At 62.3% G+C, this 14414-nt stretch carries 13 protein-coding genes; 5 read left to right on the top strand and 8 right to left on the bottom strand.

The features are described from left to right. Positions 1-5 precede the first annotated feature (5 nt). From AC1Q61_RS21010 to AC1Q61_RS21000, 3 genes are all read right to left on the bottom strand, one after another. Positions 6-4190 carry a bifunctional nitrate reductase/sulfite reductase flavoprotein subunit alpha gene (locus AC1Q61_RS21010; RefSeq protein ID WP_042923540.1) on the bottom strand — a complete coding sequence of 1395 codons (4185 nt, stop codon included), beginning with the start codon at positions 4188-4190 and terminating at the stop codon, positions 6-8. 180 nt (positions 4191-4370) lie between these two features. Then, entirely contained in the window at positions 4371-5204 is an 834-nt protein-coding gene (locus AC1Q61_RS21005) for a DUF3626 domain-containing protein (protein ID WP_054188142.1), read from the bottom strand. Positions 5205-5211: 7 nt separating this feature from the next. Beyond that, entirely contained in the window at positions 5212-6348 is a 1137-nt protein-coding gene (locus tag AC1Q61_RS21000; RefSeq protein ID WP_042923478.1) for an FAD-dependent oxidoreductase, read from the bottom strand. A gap of 74 nt (positions 6349-6422) precedes the next feature. On the opposite strand from AC1Q61_RS21000, the gene AC1Q61_RS20995 reads away from it, so the two are divergent. Beyond that, positions 6423-7103 (top strand): TetR/AcrR family transcriptional regulator, encoded by a 681-nt coding sequence (locus AC1Q61_RS20995; RefSeq protein ID WP_007727412.1) that lies wholly within the window; start codon positions 6423-6425, stop codon positions 7101-7103. A gap of 12 nt (positions 7104-7115) precedes the next feature. Here the strand turns inward: AC1Q61_RS20995 and AC1Q61_RS20990 are convergent, their stop codons facing one another. Beyond that, positions 7116-8027, bottom strand: coding sequence for a LysR family transcriptional regulator (locus AC1Q61_RS20990; RefSeq protein ID WP_030535095.1), 912 nt, complete (start codon positions 8025-8027; stop codon positions 7116-7118). Positions 8028-8118: 91 nt separating this feature from the next. On the opposite strand from AC1Q61_RS20990, the gene AC1Q61_RS20985 reads away from it, so the two are divergent. Next, on the top strand, positions 8119-9204 hold the full coding sequence (locus AC1Q61_RS20985) for a TDT family transporter (RefSeq protein WP_232319070.1): 1086 nt from the start codon (positions 8119-8121) through the stop codon (positions 9202-9204). A 74-nt stretch (positions 9205-9278) separates the two neighbouring features. Next, positions 9279-9920: a dihydrofolate reductase family protein gene (locus AC1Q61_RS20980; protein ID WP_003940771.1), complete on the top strand. Its 642-nt coding sequence runs from the start codon at positions 9279-9281 to the stop codon at positions 9918-9920. A 47-nt stretch (positions 9921-9967) separates the two neighbouring features. On the opposite strand, the gene AC1Q61_RS20975 is transcribed toward AC1Q61_RS20980, so the two are convergent. Beyond that, a complete protein-coding gene (locus tag AC1Q61_RS20975; protein WP_003940684.1) occupies positions 9968-10276 on the bottom strand; it encodes a rhodanese-like domain-containing protein in 309 nt (102 codons plus the stop codon). Positions 10277-10361: 85 nt separating this feature from the next. On the opposite strand from AC1Q61_RS20975, the gene AC1Q61_RS20970 reads away from it, so the two are divergent. Continuing rightward, positions 10362-11201, top strand: coding sequence for a CPBP family intramembrane glutamic endopeptidase (locus AC1Q61_RS20970; RefSeq protein WP_003941033.1), 840 nt, complete (start codon positions 10362-10364; stop codon positions 11199-11201). Positions 11202-11234: 33 nt separating this feature from the next. Further along, positions 11235-12125, top strand: coding sequence for a poly(ethylene terephthalate) hydrolase family protein (locus AC1Q61_RS20965; RefSeq protein WP_042923470.1), 891 nt, complete (start codon positions 11235-11237; stop codon positions 12123-12125). On the opposite strand, the gene AC1Q61_RS20960 is transcribed toward AC1Q61_RS20965, so the two are convergent. Genes AC1Q61_RS20960 through AC1Q61_RS20950 form a run of 3 tightly spaced genes read right to left on the bottom strand, consistent with a single transcriptional unit; the run spans position 12112 to position 14308 of the window. Further along, the gene (locus AC1Q61_RS20960; protein ID WP_042923467.1) at positions 12112-13119 is read right to left on the bottom strand and encodes a zinc-dependent alcohol dehydrogenase family protein; all 1008 of its coding nucleotides are present in this window, start codon (positions 13117-13119) and stop codon (positions 12112-12114) included. The genes AC1Q61_RS20965 and AC1Q61_RS20960 overlap by 14 nt on opposite strands. Positions 13120-13175: 56 nt before the next feature. Next, the gene (locus AC1Q61_RS20955) at positions 13176-13946 is read right to left on the bottom strand and encodes a glucose 1-dehydrogenase (protein ID WP_030535097.1); all 771 of its coding nucleotides are present in this window, start codon (positions 13944-13946) and stop codon (positions 13176-13178) included. Between the two features lie 14 nt (positions 13947-13960). Further along, the gene (locus AC1Q61_RS20950; protein WP_007727425.1) at positions 13961-14308 is read right to left on the bottom strand and encodes a hypothetical protein; all 348 of its coding nucleotides are present in this window, start codon (positions 14306-14308) and stop codon (positions 13961-13963) included. Positions 14309-14414 lie beyond the last annotated feature (106 nt).

Below are 14414 nucleotides of genomic sequence, written 5' to 3'. Positions count from 1 at the left end.
CGACGTCAGTAGACGTCCCGGACATAGCGCTTCTCCGCCGAAAGAGCCTTCACGTATGCCTCGGCACTGCGAGGAGCCAGTTTTCCGTGTTGAGCGACCACCCCGTTGAGGGCACTGTCGACGTCCTTGGCCATCCGGTTGGCATCGCCGCAGACGTAGAAGTGCGCTCCTTTCTGCAACCACTCCCACAGCAGCGCACCCCGCTCACGCATCCGGTCCTGCACGTAGACCTTGTCGGCTTGATCCCGGGAAAACGCGAGGTCGAGTTCGGTGAGGAATCCGTCTTTCCGCAATTCTTCGATTTCTTCGCGGTAGTAGAAGTCGGTCGCGGCGTGCTGTTCTCCGAAGAACAGCCAGTTCGGGCCCGTGTGCCCCAATGCCCGCCGCTCATGCAGGAAGGCACGGAACGGTGCAATGCCAGTCCCCGGACCGACCATGATCATCGGGGTCTCGGGATCGGAAGGTGGCCGGAAGTGGGTCGACTTCTGCACGTAGATACCGATGTCGTCATCGTGAGCGTGGTCGGCGAGGTAAGTCGAGCACACTCCACGCCGTGGGACACCCGCAACGTTGTATCGCACCGCGGACACCGTCAACTGCACTTCGCGTGGGTTCTCCTTCGGACTGGAAGATATCGAATACAGCCGCGGCTGAATCGGTTTGAGCAGCGAGAGCCATTCGTCGGTCGAGGCACGAACGGGCGACTGCGCGAGAATGTCGACGGACTGTCGTCCCCACGACCAGTCTTTGAACGTGGAGACATTCTCCGGCTTCAACAACTCGGCCAGGTCCGAATCGCGGGTTCGTTGATGCACGAATCGAATCATGTCGGTCGAGATTCGAGTGATCTCCAGGCGCTCGGTGAGCGCGGTACGCAGCGTCATTTCCCCGTACAGCCCCAGTTCGACGGTCTCGTCACCGTCGAGGCCAGTAAGGGTGAGCCACTCGTCGACGAACGGAGAGCTGTTTCGGGGCCAGACTCCGAGAGCGTCGCCGGCTTCGTAACTGACCGTGTCACCTGGAAGGTGAAAGCCCAACTGCCGCACGTCTTTGGAAGAACCCGGACGGTTGAGCACGACATTGCGCGTCAAGGCTGTGGTCAGTGGCGCCTTCTTGTTGTATCGCAGCGGCGGCGACATCGCCGGTGAAATCGGCGCGGCTGCAACGGTTGTCCCAGAATTCTTCTTTGCAACGAGGACGTCGGTCGTCTCGCCGGCCACCGAGCTCCGAAGCTCAGCCGTGACCGCCTCCAGCCATCCAGCAGCGGTGTCCTCGAAATCGGGCTCGCAGTCGGCGCGATCGACGATACGACTGGCTCCCAGTTCGGCAAGGCGGGCGTCGAGCTTTCGTCCGTGTCCACAGAAGTCGGCATAGTTCGAGTCACCGAAAGCGATTACTGCATAACGTGTCTCGGACATGCGGGGCGCCGTGTCAGCAGACAACGCATCCCAGAAACCGCTGCCGTTGTCCGGGGATTCGCCGTCACCGGAGGTACTGGTGATCAGCAGGACCTCTCTGGTAGCTGCCAGGTCGGCGGCCGGGAATTCGTCCATCGCGTGCATCACGACGGGCAAGCCGATTCCCCCGAGACGAGTGGCGCACTCAGCAGCGAATTCTTCCGCGTTTCCGGTCTGCGATGCCCAGAGCACCACGATCGGCGCGCGCTCGGATCCAATACTCGGACTCGATGACAACGCAGGCCCGTCGGTGTCAGGAAGTGAGATCCGCGAGTACAGGCCGGCCAGAACACCGTCGACCCACATCCGCTTTTCGGCATCGAAGGGTGCCGTCGACGGCAAGGTAGGTACCCCGGCAGTGCGATCGGCGTCCGCACGCAACGCAGCGAGAAGGCCGGCCAGGTAGCTCTGCTGGAGCGCATCGAATACCACTGCAGGTGTTCCAGTTTGACCGAGGACGCCCGCGAGGACATCGGTTCGCGACAACGCCCGATCAGCTGGCGCGGGAGCCAGCAGCGCCGCCTCGGCGAGCACTGTTTCAGGTGTGTTCACGGCGACCTTCGTCATAGTGACAGCGCAGGCTTTGAACTCCGGTTGCTGCGAGGCAGGGTCGATGGCGTCGTTGGTGACGGCGTTGATGGACAGATATTCACCGAAGGCGTCGTTCCAGTGAAATGGGGCAAAGCAGTTCCCCGGACGCACTCGGTCGGTGACAACAGCCGGAAGCACAGCGCGACCGCGACGTGAGGCAACCTCGATCGCATCCTGGTCGACGATGCCGAGCCTGGCGGCGTCGTCGGGATGGATCTCGACGAAGGGACCTGGGTTGAGCTTGTTCAACTTGGCCACCTTGCCGGTCTTGGTCATGGTGTGCCACTGGTGCGCGAGACGACCGGTGTTGAGCAGGAAGGGGTAGTCGTCGTCGGGCATTTCGGCGGGAAGCATGTGCGGCCGTGCGAAGAACATCGCACGGCCAGTGGCGGTGGGAAATGCGAGCCGCGGAGTGCTGCCGTCCTCGCGGATCAGGAGCCTTTGACTGACACCGTCATTGACGTATCGGATGGGATGACGGTCCTGATCACTGTCTGGCGGGCATGGCCACTGGATCGATGTCTTGCGGAGGCGCTCGTAGGTGACGCCGCGTAAGTCGTAGCCGGTCTTCGGATTCCAGAACTGCTTGATCTCTTCGAACACCTCTTCGGCACAGGTGTAGGTGAACGCTTCGGCGTACCCCATCTCGCAGGCGATCCGGGCGATGATCTGCCAATCAGGCAGCGCCTGCCCGACCGGATCCAGTGCCTGCTGAAAGAGCGTCAGGTTGCGTTCGGAATTGATCATCACTCCGTCGGACTCTGTCCACAGCGAAGCAGGCAGCAGAACATCGGCGTATTCGTTGGTCTCGGTGCCCAGGAAAGCATCCTGGGTGATGACGAGGTCGGCCTTCTCCAAGCCGTCGATGACGGTCTTGCGGTTGGCTACCGTTGCAACGGGATTGGTGCAGATGATCCAGCACGCTTTGATGTCGCCCGCCGCCATTCGGGAGAACATGTCGATGGTGCCACCGCCGATGTCGGTGCGCAGCGAGCCCTGCGGGATCCCCCATCGCTCCTCGACGAAGTCGCGATCGGCGTCGACCATCACGGCGCGCTGACCTGGCAAACCTGGCCCCATGTAGCCCATTTCGCGCCCACCCATGGCGTTCGGCTGACCGGTCAACGAGAACGGACCGCTGCCGGGCTTGCAGATCGCACCGGTCGCAAGGTGAAGGTTGCAGATGGCGTTGGTGTTCCACGTGCCGTGGGTGCTCTGGTTCAGACCCATTGTCCAACAGCTCATCCAGTTGGCGGCCTCACCGATCCACTGCGCTGCAGTGCGGATGTCGGCCTCGGGGATACCGGTGATCTCACTGACCTTCTCCGGGGTGTACTCCGCGAGGAAACTGGGCATCACCTCCCAGCCTTCGGTGAAGTCGGCGATGAAGTCCGGATCTGTGTGGCCGTTCACGACGAGCAGGTGGAGTAGTCCGTTGAGTAGCGCGAGATCGGTGCCGGGAGCGATCTGCAGGAACAAGTTCGCCTTGTCGGCGGTGGCGGTGCGTCGAGGATCGACGACGATCAACTTCGCGCCTGCCTTGATCCGCTCCTGCATCCGCAGAAAGAGGATCGGATGGCAGTCCGCCATGTTCGCGCCGGTCACGAAGAACACGTCGGCGTGTTCGAAGTCCTGATAGGAACCGGGCGGTCCGTCGGCCCCGAGTGACTGCTTGTAGCCGGTGCCGGCACTCGCCATGCACAAACGGGAATTCGATTCGATCTGATTGGTCCCGATGAAGCCCTTGGCCAGTTTGTTCGACAGGTACTGAGCTTCGAGTGACATCTGCCCGGACACGTACAACGCAAACGCGTCGGGACCGTGCTCGTCGACTATTGCCCGCAGGCGCTGGGCGGTGTCAGTGATGACTGCGGCCATGTCCGCCGCTTCGATCGCATCACCTCGGCGCGGACGGCGATATGCAGATTCCATGCGCCCCGGGCCGGCGAGCATGTCTGCGGTCGTGGTGCCTTTGGTGCACAGACGCCCGAAGTTGGTGGGATGTGTCTTCAGACCGGAAGACTTCGCAGCCTTCCGACGCCCCGTCTCGGGATCGGTGATGATGTCGAGGACAAGACCACAGCCCACCCCGCAGTATGCGCAGAGTGTGTCGACACTGGTGGTGGTGAGTTGAGCGCCCATCGATTCATGCATCCCTTCGACCGAGGATCAAGGTCGACTTCTATCTTCGGATGCAGTTGTTTCGGGAGTTCATGCCCGATGTTGCGTATCAATCACTCTTTCCTCACCGCGACCTTCGGACCGATGTGCGGTCCTGGGACCAGCGGTCGTCGACGTGCAGCTGTACGCGAATGCCCAGTTCTACGCTCTGCCGCCGAATCGAGCGATGTAGTGCCAAACCTTCTTGACGTCCTGCGGATCGAAGGATGCACCCCGTGCGAGCCCCAGGACGGCAGGCGTCAGCCGCCTGCCGTGCGCAATTTCTCGGGCAAGGTCGATCACGGCCGCTCCCCGGTATTCGGGATGTTCGGCTATCTCGTCGACATCGACCGCGTATCCCTCGTGCCACAGCACCGGGCACGTGAGCGAGTGGGCGATCTCTTCGATCCGTGTGCCCCGGTAACTCGGATCCAGAACGAGCGCCTCGACGTCCGTCCCGATGTCGACGACGCCGTGAACGTGCGCCTCGATGTAGTGGTCGAGCGGATCGTCGAGCTCGGCAGCCCGTGCGGCGCCGACCAAGCTCATCGCTTCGGCCGTTCCGAAATGATCAGGCTCGAAGACGCTGTCGGGAAAGCAGAAAGTGGTGCGGTCGAGCGTGTGCTCGGCAAGCCGGAAGTAGGACGAGCCGAACCGAGGGGATGCCCCGTAGGGATCGGCGGAGAAGTTCAACGATCCGTACTTCGGCCGTTCCGAGGGCTCTCGCTCGTCGTAAGCTCCGCCGAATATCCGACTCTCCCAACGCCAACGATCGCCGCCGTGATGCGCCGTCAGTCCGCCGTTGCTCGTTCGAGACTCGAACTGGGTCACAAAGGTGCCTTGACGTGCGATCGAGGCCAGTGTCAGACCACGTTCAGACGGGAGGTCCGGATGAAAGTGCAACGTCACCCGGTGATTTCGATCCAACGGGCCGCCCTTCGAGAGACCGCTCACGTGCGCAATCGCGGCAGACCAAGGAGTGGAATCAACAGGCATTCGCCCATTATCCGGATATGGAAGCAGCGCCGGTGAAGAAATCGACCAGTGAATACGGTGCGCCTTCACCGAGGCAGAGATCAAGGATCACGTGCGAGTCCGCGGCCTCGGATGCGCTGCGCACGAACATCGCTTCTTCGTACTCGGCGAGTGCCCCTTCGATGTCGTCGGGGTGCGCGGCGATCGCCTTTCCCAGTTCGGCGCCGTCGAACATGGCCAAGTTCGCACCCTCACCGGACGGGGCCATCAGGTGCGCCGCGTCACCGAGGAGCGTCACCCCAGGCCCTCGATCCCATCGGTGCTCGTCGGGAAGTGCATGGATCGCGCGCGGAATCGGAGCGGTTTCGCCATCGGTGATCAGCGCCGTGAGTTCCGGTGCCCAACAGTCGAACTCGGCCGCGACCCGCGCTGTCGCAGCGGCGGCGTCGGTGAAATCGATACCGGCAAACCACTCCGCCGGACGGTTCAGCTGAACGTAGGTGTGCACGATGTCTCCCGCCTCTCGATGCGCGGCGATCGCTTTTCCTGGTGCGGGCGCGTACATCGCCCCGTCCCCGACGGCTTCGGCTGCAGCCGAATGCTTCTCGTCGACGTCGTAGAGGTAGGTCTCGACGAACGTGGTGCCGACGTATTCCGGCTTCGCATCGGAGAGCAGCGGCCGGATCTTCGACCAGGCACCGTCTGCACCGACGAGAAGGTCAGTGGTCACTGTCGAACCGTCGACGAAGGTCAACTCGTGGCGATCATCTCCGAGCGAGCGCACAGTGTCGACTTTGCGTCCCCATTCGATCGTGTAGTCCGGAAGGGAATCAATCAGGATTCGACGGAGGTCGCCGCGCAGCACCTCGGGACGTGTTCCCGTGCCGTCGTCGGGTTCGTCGAGGAGCACGGCGGCGTGTTGATCGAGTACGCGCGACGCGGCGCCGCCCGCGTGGATGATCGCGCGGAACTCGTCGGTAAGGCCGGCGGCGTCGAGCGCGGCCTGACCGTTGTGTTCGTGGATGTCGAGTTGACCGCCCTGCGTGCGAGCTTCTGCCGACAGTTCCGCCTCGTAGATCTTCGACCGAATTCCATGAACGTGAAGGACACGTGCGAGGGTCAGACCGCCGAGGCCCGCCCCGATGATCGTTATCGAGTTGCTCATGTTTGTTTCCTTTCAGGCTTCAATTGGAACGCCGTTCCAATGACATCTTGGAACGGCGTTCCAGATATGTCAAGATGGTTCGCATGGCGACCAGGAATCAGCGGACCGAACGACGTACGGATGCGCTCTCGAAGGAGCGAATCGTCGAGGCTGCGATCGAGATCCTCGACGACGAGGGCGAAGCCGCGCTGACATTTCGCGCACTCTCCGCACGCCTGGCAACAGGTAGCGGGGCGATTTACTGGCACGTTGCCAACAAGAGCGAACTGCTCGCCGCGGCGACCGACGACGTCATCGCCCGCGTGACAACCGGTGCAACCGAAGGCGCAGCCCCACGGGAGGCGATCCGGACCATCACCCTCGGCGTGTTCGACGCGATCGACGCGCACCCGTGGGTCGGCACCCAACTCTCTCGCGAGCCATGGCAATCAGCGGTGATGCAGATCTTCGAAAGTCTCGGCGAGCAACTCCAGGCGCTCGGCGTTCCCGAATCGGCACAGTTCGACTGCGCGTCCGCGCTCCTGAACTACGTGCTCGGTCTCGCCGGACAGTACGCCGCGGGCGCCCGTCTGCTCCCCCGTGAGACAGATCGGTCCGCTTTCCTCGCGGGCGTCGCCACGCGATGGGAAGAACTCGACTCTGCGAAGTACCCGTTCCTCAATCAGGTGACGGCGCAGTTGCGCGACCACGACGACCGAGAACAGTTTCTGGCAGGCATCGAGCTCATCCTCGCGGGGATCGACACCGTCCGATAGCGGCCGTAGCCGTCAGCGTGAATGAACAGCGGTGTTGGATCCGAGCGCTATGTCGAGGAAATCTCTTGCCGCACCGCGCAATCCGCGATCGGGATCCCAGACGGCTTGGAGTCGACGCGGCATCCGCAAGCCGTCGACGTTGACCGCGACCAGTCGGCCGTCCGTCAGGTCGGCGGCAACTGCCAGCGACGACAGAACAGCCGGGGCGTTGCCTGCCACCACCGCAGCCTTGACAGCGGTACACGAGGTGAGCTCGAGCAGCGGCGGCACACAATCGGGAACAGCATTCTCGAGCGTCAGGCGCGTACCGGACCCTGACTCGCGCTGAATCAGCGGTGTGCGTGCGAGTTCCTCGACCGGAACGGGCACACCATTCGCCCAGTCGTGTCCCGGCGGCACAACCACGACGAGGTGATCACGCGCTACTTCGCACGACGCAAGCGCCGACGGCACATCCGGCCCTTCGACAAATCCGATATCGGCCTGGCCGGCCTGAACTTGAGCAGAGACGTCCGAGGAATTGTGCAAGCTCACCGACGCCACGACGTTGGGGAACTTGTGCCGCATCGCGACCGTCCATCCGGGAACCAGATACTCGGCGATGGTCATGCTGGCGGCAACCGTGACGGCAGCATCACGTTCACCGCGAAGTGCGGCAACTCCCGATGCCATTTCCTCGGCACTGACGAGGATGTGACTTGCCCACTCGAGAATCAGACCGCCCTCGGCGGTGGGACGAACACCGGTCGCCGCTCGATCGAACACCTTGATTCCGAGTTGGCGTTCGACCGAACGCACCCGGGCGCTGACCGCCTGCTGACTGAGTCCGTGCTCCCGGCCGGCAGCACCCATGCTGCCCAGACGCCCTACGGAAAGGAGGACGTCGAGGGCACTGAGTTCCGGCACCCGAGGAGACAACGACATAGTCCCAAGATTAGACCCACAAGGCGAGTTTGTGGGCATTCAAGAACAACCGGTCTACCGGTACGGACCGGATGAGACGACAGTGAAATACATGACCACCACAACGAGTTCCACCTTCGCCCACATCACTCCGAACTGGTTCGCGGCAGCGATGGGAACGGGAATCGTGTCGGTGGCCGCCGCTTCGCTCGAACCGGAGATCGAGGGCTTGAAACTGGTCTCCGAGATCTTCTGGGTTCTGGCGGTTCTCGTACTGTGCGCCTTGATCGGAGCATTTGCCACCCATTGGTCACAACATCGATGTCAGGCCCTCGCCTACCTGCACAGCCCCGCGATGTTCCCCTTCTACGGCGCCGTCGCAATGGCACTGCTGACCGTGGGATCCGCAACCGGCATCACCGGCCCGGACTTCCTCGGCCACGACGTGGCGATCACCGTGTCGCTGACACTGTGGACACTCGGCACGGCACTCGGCCTGGTCACCTACGTCGTGATGATGATTCGACTCGTTCGAGATGCCGGGATGGCGACGGCAATGCCGTTCTGGCTCATGCCCGTCGTACCTCCGATGGTCTCGTCCACCACCGGCGCAGCGGTCAGCACCCACATGCCCGAAGGCGCTCCACGCATCGCGGTACTGGTTTTCTGCTACATCCTGTTCGCTCTGGCGCTGACCGCCGCCATCGGCATTCTGGTAGCCGTCGCCAGGCAGTTCGCACGCAACCGTTCGGCCGGCGTCGACGTGATCCCGTTCAATGCCATTCCCTCACTGTGGATTCCGTTGGGCGTGATCGGACAGTCGATCGCGGCATCCAACCTGTTGGCCGCCGCCTCACGGCATGCACTCAGCCCCGAGCATGCCGACACCCTGCACGAATTCGGGATCGCCTACGGAACCGTCGTCGGAATCATCGGCGTGATCGCGTTTGTCACCGTCACCGTCGTCACCATCCACGCACTGCGCCGCGGCTTGGACTTCTCGCTCGGCTGGTGGAGCTTCACCTTCCCCATCGGAGCATGTGCCGTCGGAGCGAATGCCTTCGGAGTCGCCACCGATTCCACCCTGATCCTGGGAATCGCACTTGCCCTGCTGACCGTACTGATCCCCATCTGGGCAACCGTCGCGGTCAGGACCGTCCGGTCGATCCGCAGTGGAGTTCTACCGGCGGCTGCATGAATTCGCACCGATGAGTTTTGGCTCGCCGTACGGTCTGTACTCACGTAGACCATTGTCGAGAGCAGGAGTACACGGTGAGTCAGTTATTGCGAGTGCAGAATTTCGGCGTTTCGAGTGACGGAATAGCCTGCGGTCCGGACCAGAGCTTCGAGAGCCCGTTCGGCCTGGACCACGGTGAAATGTTTGCGTGGGCAGGAGCTACGGCCAGCTGGCCCAATCGCACCGATCCCGGCGGCAGCCGAGGCCTCGACGACTATTTCACGCGGGACTTCTCCAATAACATCGGCGCCGAAATCATGGGCCGCAACAAATTCTCACCGTACCGCGGCCCTTGGGAGAATCTCGAGTGGCAGGGCTGGTGGGGCGACGAGCCACCGTTCCACACCCCGGTTTTTGTCTTGACCCACCACGTGCGGCCGTCGTTCACGCTATCGGACACGACATTCCACTTCGTCGACGCCGACCCCGCGACGGCCCTCGCGCAGGCACGTGAGGCAGCGCAGGGCAAGGACGTTCGACTCGGCGGCGGAGTCAGCACTATCCGTGAATTCCTCGACGCCGATCTGGTCGACACGATGCACATCGCTGTCTCCCCGATCGAATTCGGATCCGGTCTACGACTGTGGGAGACACCTGACGAGTTACTCGACCGCTTCAACCTCGACGTTGTGCCGAGCCCGAGCGGCGTGACGCACCACCTGTTCTGGCGGAAGTGACGTGTTGGGGCAGCTCCGTAAACGGGAGCTGCCCCAACAGTTACGCGCTATTCGCCGGTCTCGACCTGGCGCCCCGACTGGTACCACGCCATCGTTCCACCGGCCACCGAAACGGCATTGATGCCGCGAGCCTGCAGATACTCAGCGGCTTGCAAGCTCCGACCACCGACGGCGCAGATGATGTACACCGTTTCCGCGTCCGGAATTTCACCCACGCGAGAGACGAATTCGCTGAGCGGAATGAGCGTCGCACCGGGAACTCGGACCTGAGCGAACTCGTCGGCCTCACGGACGTCGATCAACGGCTCACCCGCTGCCAAAGCCGTGTCCAGTGCATTCAAATCGACTTCCAACATTTCTTCTGCGCCTGCCTTCGTGTTCGCTGCTGTCCGAATAGACGGTACCCGCGCGTTTTCGTGCAGCTCCCTTTACGATCTGACAATGACCAATACGGTTCCCGAAAAGTCCGGTTTTTGGAGTCGCCCCACCGTGTGGAAAGTGCTCCTGCTGATCGTCGTCTACCTGGCGTTCTATCTTGCTGTCGGGCAGGTTACCTCCAGGGTTTTTGCAGACCAGATCGACACGGACAATGTCGTGGCAAGCGCCTCCAGCATCCTCCTCGGCGTCGCATTGCCCATCGCGATCGGCGGGATCGCCCTGCTGGTTTTCACGACAAAGGTCGGCTGGCTGCGCGGCGTCTTCGGCCCACAACCCATTCGTGGGCGCGGTTGGATGTGGATCGGTCCGATCATCGTGGTCGCCGCCATTGTTGCGCATCTGGCGGGAACCGATTGGAGCGCCTGGACCACCGGCGAGGTAATCGCCCTGCTGGTGCTCGGTGCGTGCGTCGGCCTGACCGAGGAATTGGCCACCCGTGGCCTGGCAGTGAAGATGCTGCGCGACGCCGGCCACCGCGAGCGCTTTGTCGCCGTCGTGTCTTCACTGGTGTTTGCACTCATGCACACGGTCAACCTGATCGCCGGGATGAAGCCGTCGACCGTCCTTGTCACCGTGGTCTACACCTTCGGTTTCGGTATGTGCATGTACCTGACAATGCGTGTGACGGGCACGATCTGGGCCGCAATCGTGTTACACGGCCTCACCGACCCCACCACAATTCTCTCGACCGGCGGGCTGGACACTTCGGTGACCACGGAAGTGAGCGGCGCCGCCGCCATCACCTCTCTACTGACGGTCCTCTTGGTCGTCTTCGGGGTGATCGCCGTCTTCCTCATCCGAGATCGAATCGGCGAAGAACGGCACACACCCGTCTCGGCCTGACCGACCGCGACCGTACAAGACATACTTGTGCCCATGCCTTCTCGAACCAAGTACTCGTTCGCCGTCGTGACTGCATCGTGTGTGCTGGCACTCTCCGGTGCCGTCACTCATGCCACCGCGGGGGTTCCGACAACTCCCGAAGTCGCGACCACCGAATCCATCGCGTCGGAATCGATCAGCGATCTGTATGCAGCCAAGGGTGTGCATGAAGTGGCTGCCGATTCAGTTCCCGGGTACCAACTGTTCTACCCAGCCGACTTGTCGTCTGATGGCAATCGGCATCCCGTCATCACCTTCGGCAACGGCAGCTACGCGACTTACGAGGAGTACGAAGCGCTCCTGCAACATCTCGCTTCTTGGGGTTTTGTCGTGGTGGTGGCCGACAGCAGCGTGACCGGCGACGGTACCGAGATTCTGGGTGCCGCCCAGTACGTCGTCGATCAGAACACCAACGCTGACAGCATTTTTCACCAGAGGATAGACACCGAAAACATTGCCTCGGTCGGCCACTCCCAGGGGGCAGGCGGCGCGATCAACGCTGCAACTCAGTCGGCGAATCTGATCACCGCCACAGCGGTGCTCGATTTGCCGGACCCGTGGTGGGCCTCGCGAACTGTCGACGTGATCGACGTGGCCCAGTTGACCGGACCGACGTTCTTCATGACCGGCGCCGACGACCCGGTCTCCACCGCCGATCCGCAAGCTGAGTACTTCGACAAAACCGCCGGACCGGCGGTCCGCGGCAGACTGCTTGGCGTCGGCCACAATTGGGCCGCAGATGGCGAAGGATTCCGGGGCTACCTCACCGCGTGGCTGAGATTCACCCTGAGCGGCGACCAGACTGCCGCACGTGCATTTGTCGGCGACTCGGCGGAAATCCTCACCGATCCCCGTTGGGACCGGCAAGCGATCAAGGGTTTGTGATGACGATCTTGCCGTAGGCCTGCCCGGATTTCTGCTGCTCGAAAGCGTCAGCGAGGCGGTCGAGGCTGTAGGAAGAATCTATGACGGGACGAAGCGCCAGGCTCTCCAGCCCGGCGACCATCTCCTCCTGATGTGCACGACTGCCCACCAGAACACCTTCGATGGTGACCTGTTTGGTCAGTAGCGAAGTCAGGTCGATCGACGACGAGGGGCCGTTCATGATGCCAAGCGCGCAGATTCGCCCGCCTGGTCGGACTGCCGCCAGAGATTGGCCGAGGGTGGACGGCCCGCCGACGTCGAGGACGAGGTCGATTCCGCCGCTGAGCCGCATCGCCTCCGATCCCCAGTCCGGGCGCTCGCGGTAGTTGACCACGTGATCGGCACCGAGTTCGGCCAATCGAGCCATCTTGTCGGGTGCCGACGAGGTTGCGATCACCTGGGCTCCAACAGCTTTGGCCAGCTGGACGGCAAACAACGCTACCGTGCTGGTCCCAGGGATCAACACCGACGACCCTGGGATGATCGGGACTCCGGCAAATAGTGCGCGCCACGCTGACAAACCTGCGGTGGGCAAGGTAGCGGCTTCCTCGTAGGTGTAGTTTCGCGGCATCACTGTCACAGCAGATACCGGCACGGTGACGGTGTCGCGGGCGAACCCGTCGACACCGTCACCCGGCGAATTTCCGAATCCGTCGAAATCCGGTGTGCCGCTCCGCCAATGCGGCAAATAGGTGCTCATCACGCGATCTCCGACGCTGAACTGCGTTACGCCGTCTCCGACCGCAACGACCTCCCCGGCAGCATCGGACAACAGGATCCGCGGACCGTCGGTCGCTATCTCTCCGGTCGCCACGAGGTAGTCATGGTGGTTGAGCGAATTAGCGTGGATCGCGATCGTCACCTCACCCGCACCCGGGCCCGGAGTCTCGATCGTCCTCGATTCGAGGTTGTTCAATCCTCCAGGCGGGAGTACGTACACGGCGCGGTTGGTCATGGTGTGGATCCTCGCACGAATGGTGATCGGGTGACGTTCGAAAAGGGTTCTGCTGCTCAGAGGAGAGAAGCGGTGAACCCTCCGTCGAGAACCAGGCTGCTGCCGTTGCACCACGACGACTGGTCGCTCGCAAAGAACACTGCGGCGGCGGCAACTTCCTCGGTCCGGCCATAGCGCGTCTGCTTCGTGACCATCAAGTCGTCGAATCCCCCGGACTCGAGGCCGAGGGCATTCTCGAAATCCTGCTGGTGACTCTTGACCAGGTCGGTATCGATGAATCCGGGCAGCAATGCATTCGCGCGGATTCCGTGGAAGCGAAGTTCGGCTGACAGGGTTTCGGTGAGATTGCGAACTGCTGCTTTGGCTGCGGCATAGCTGCCGATCAAAGGCGAGCCGGTGGTCGACGAGATCGACGAGATGTTCACGATCGAACCGCCACCGGATGCGACGAGAGCGGGCAGCGAATGACGCACTGTCAAGAACACTCCATCGAGGTTGACCGACATCACTTTCCGCCAGTCCTCGAACGAGGTCTCGATCAGCGGGGTCGTGGTGGCGATACCGGCGTTGGGTACTACGACGTTCAGTCCGCCGAACTCTTCGACCGCTCTGGCGACGAGATCCTTGACCTGCTGTTCGTCGGTGACATCAGTTGTGACAGCGATAGCTCCGTCGATCGAGTCCGCCACTGCCTGTGCTCCGCCACCGTTGATGTCGGAGACCACGACCCTCGCGCCCTCCGCCCCGAACGCCCGGGCAATGGCGGCGCCGATTCCGGCACCTGCGCCGGTGACAATTGCAACTTTGTTCGCGAGAAGATCGGACATGTCAGCGTTCCCCTTCAATTCTCGGTCGGGACGTAGAAAAGCAATTCGGGTCCGGTGTCGCCGGTGGTCGCGATGGCCTCGGACATGTCGAGAGTTCCGTCGCCCAAAGCACTTCCCAACGCCTGCGCGGTGCCCGCGAGATCTTCCGTGTCGAGTTGATAGATGCTCAGGTAGCGGCGCGCGGGCAATGCATCCTCGGGCAGCAACTGCACATCCGCCAGGAAGAATCTGGAGGCGGAGACAACTCCGGGCACTCGTTCGACGACCTGCGGAATATGCACGTCGTCGTACCAACGGTTGAACGCATCCTCCGAAGACGGATCGGCGGGGTGTACGTGTGCGACGAGAATCGCTGTGCTCATGAAGTTCCTCTTCGACTCGAAGTGCTTTTGGTTCAGCGCGTTTGGAAGGCGACGATATTCACGCGCAAGGCAACTGACCGCGGCTGCGTGTGGTGAATCGATCGCG

The sequence above is a fragment of the Rhodococcus sp. MPR-R1B genome (assembly GCF_058793255.1).
The sequence above is the reverse complement of the archived record's forward strand: the minus strand, read 5'-3'. Positions and strand labels throughout refer to the sequence as shown.

Bases quoted from the DNA above. Each gene is read 5' to 3' on its own strand.
- AC1Q61_RS21010 (WP_042923540.1), bottom strand. From the start codon at position 4,190: ATGGGCGCTCAACTCACCACCACCAGTGTCGACACACTCTGCGCATAC.
- AC1Q61_RS21005 (WP_054188142.1), bottom strand. From the start codon at position 5,204: ATGCCTGTTGATTCCACTCCTTGGTCTGCCGCGATTGCGCACGTGAGC.
- AC1Q61_RS21000 (WP_042923478.1), bottom strand. From the start codon at position 6,348: ATGAGCAACTCGATAACGATCATCGGGGCGGGCCTCGGCGGTCTGACC.
- AC1Q61_RS20995 (WP_007727412.1), top strand. From the start codon at position 6,423: ATGGTTCGCATGGCGACCAGGAATCAGCGGACCGAACGACGTACGGAT.
- AC1Q61_RS20990 (WP_030535095.1), bottom strand. From the start codon at position 8,027: ATGTCGTTGTCTCCTCGGGTGCCGGAACTCAGTGCCCTCGACGTCCTC.
- AC1Q61_RS20985 (WP_232319070.1), top strand. From the start codon at position 8,119: ATGACCACCACAACGAGTTCCACCTTCGCCCACATCACTCCGAACTGG.
- AC1Q61_RS20975 (WP_003940684.1), bottom strand. From the start codon at position 10,276: ATGTTGGAAGTCGATTTGAATGCACTGGACACGGCTTTGGCAGCGGGT.
- AC1Q61_RS20970 (WP_003941033.1), top strand. From the start codon at position 10,362: ATGACCAATACGGTTCCCGAAAAGTCCGGTTTTTGGAGTCGCCCCACC.
- AC1Q61_RS20965 (WP_042923470.1), top strand. From the start codon at position 11,235: ATGCCTTCTCGAACCAAGTACTCGTTCGCCGTCGTGACTGCATCGTGT.
- AC1Q61_RS20960 (WP_042923467.1), bottom strand. From the start codon at position 13,119: ATGACCAACCGCGCCGTGTACGTACTCCCGCCTGGAGGATTGAACAAC.
- AC1Q61_RS20955 (WP_030535097.1), bottom strand. From the start codon at position 13,946: ATGTCCGATCTTCTCGCGAACAAAGTTGCAATTGTCACCGGCGCAGGT.
- AC1Q61_RS20950 (WP_007727425.1), bottom strand. From the start codon at position 14,308: ATGAGCACAGCGATTCTCGTCGCACACGTACACCCCGCCGATCCGTCT.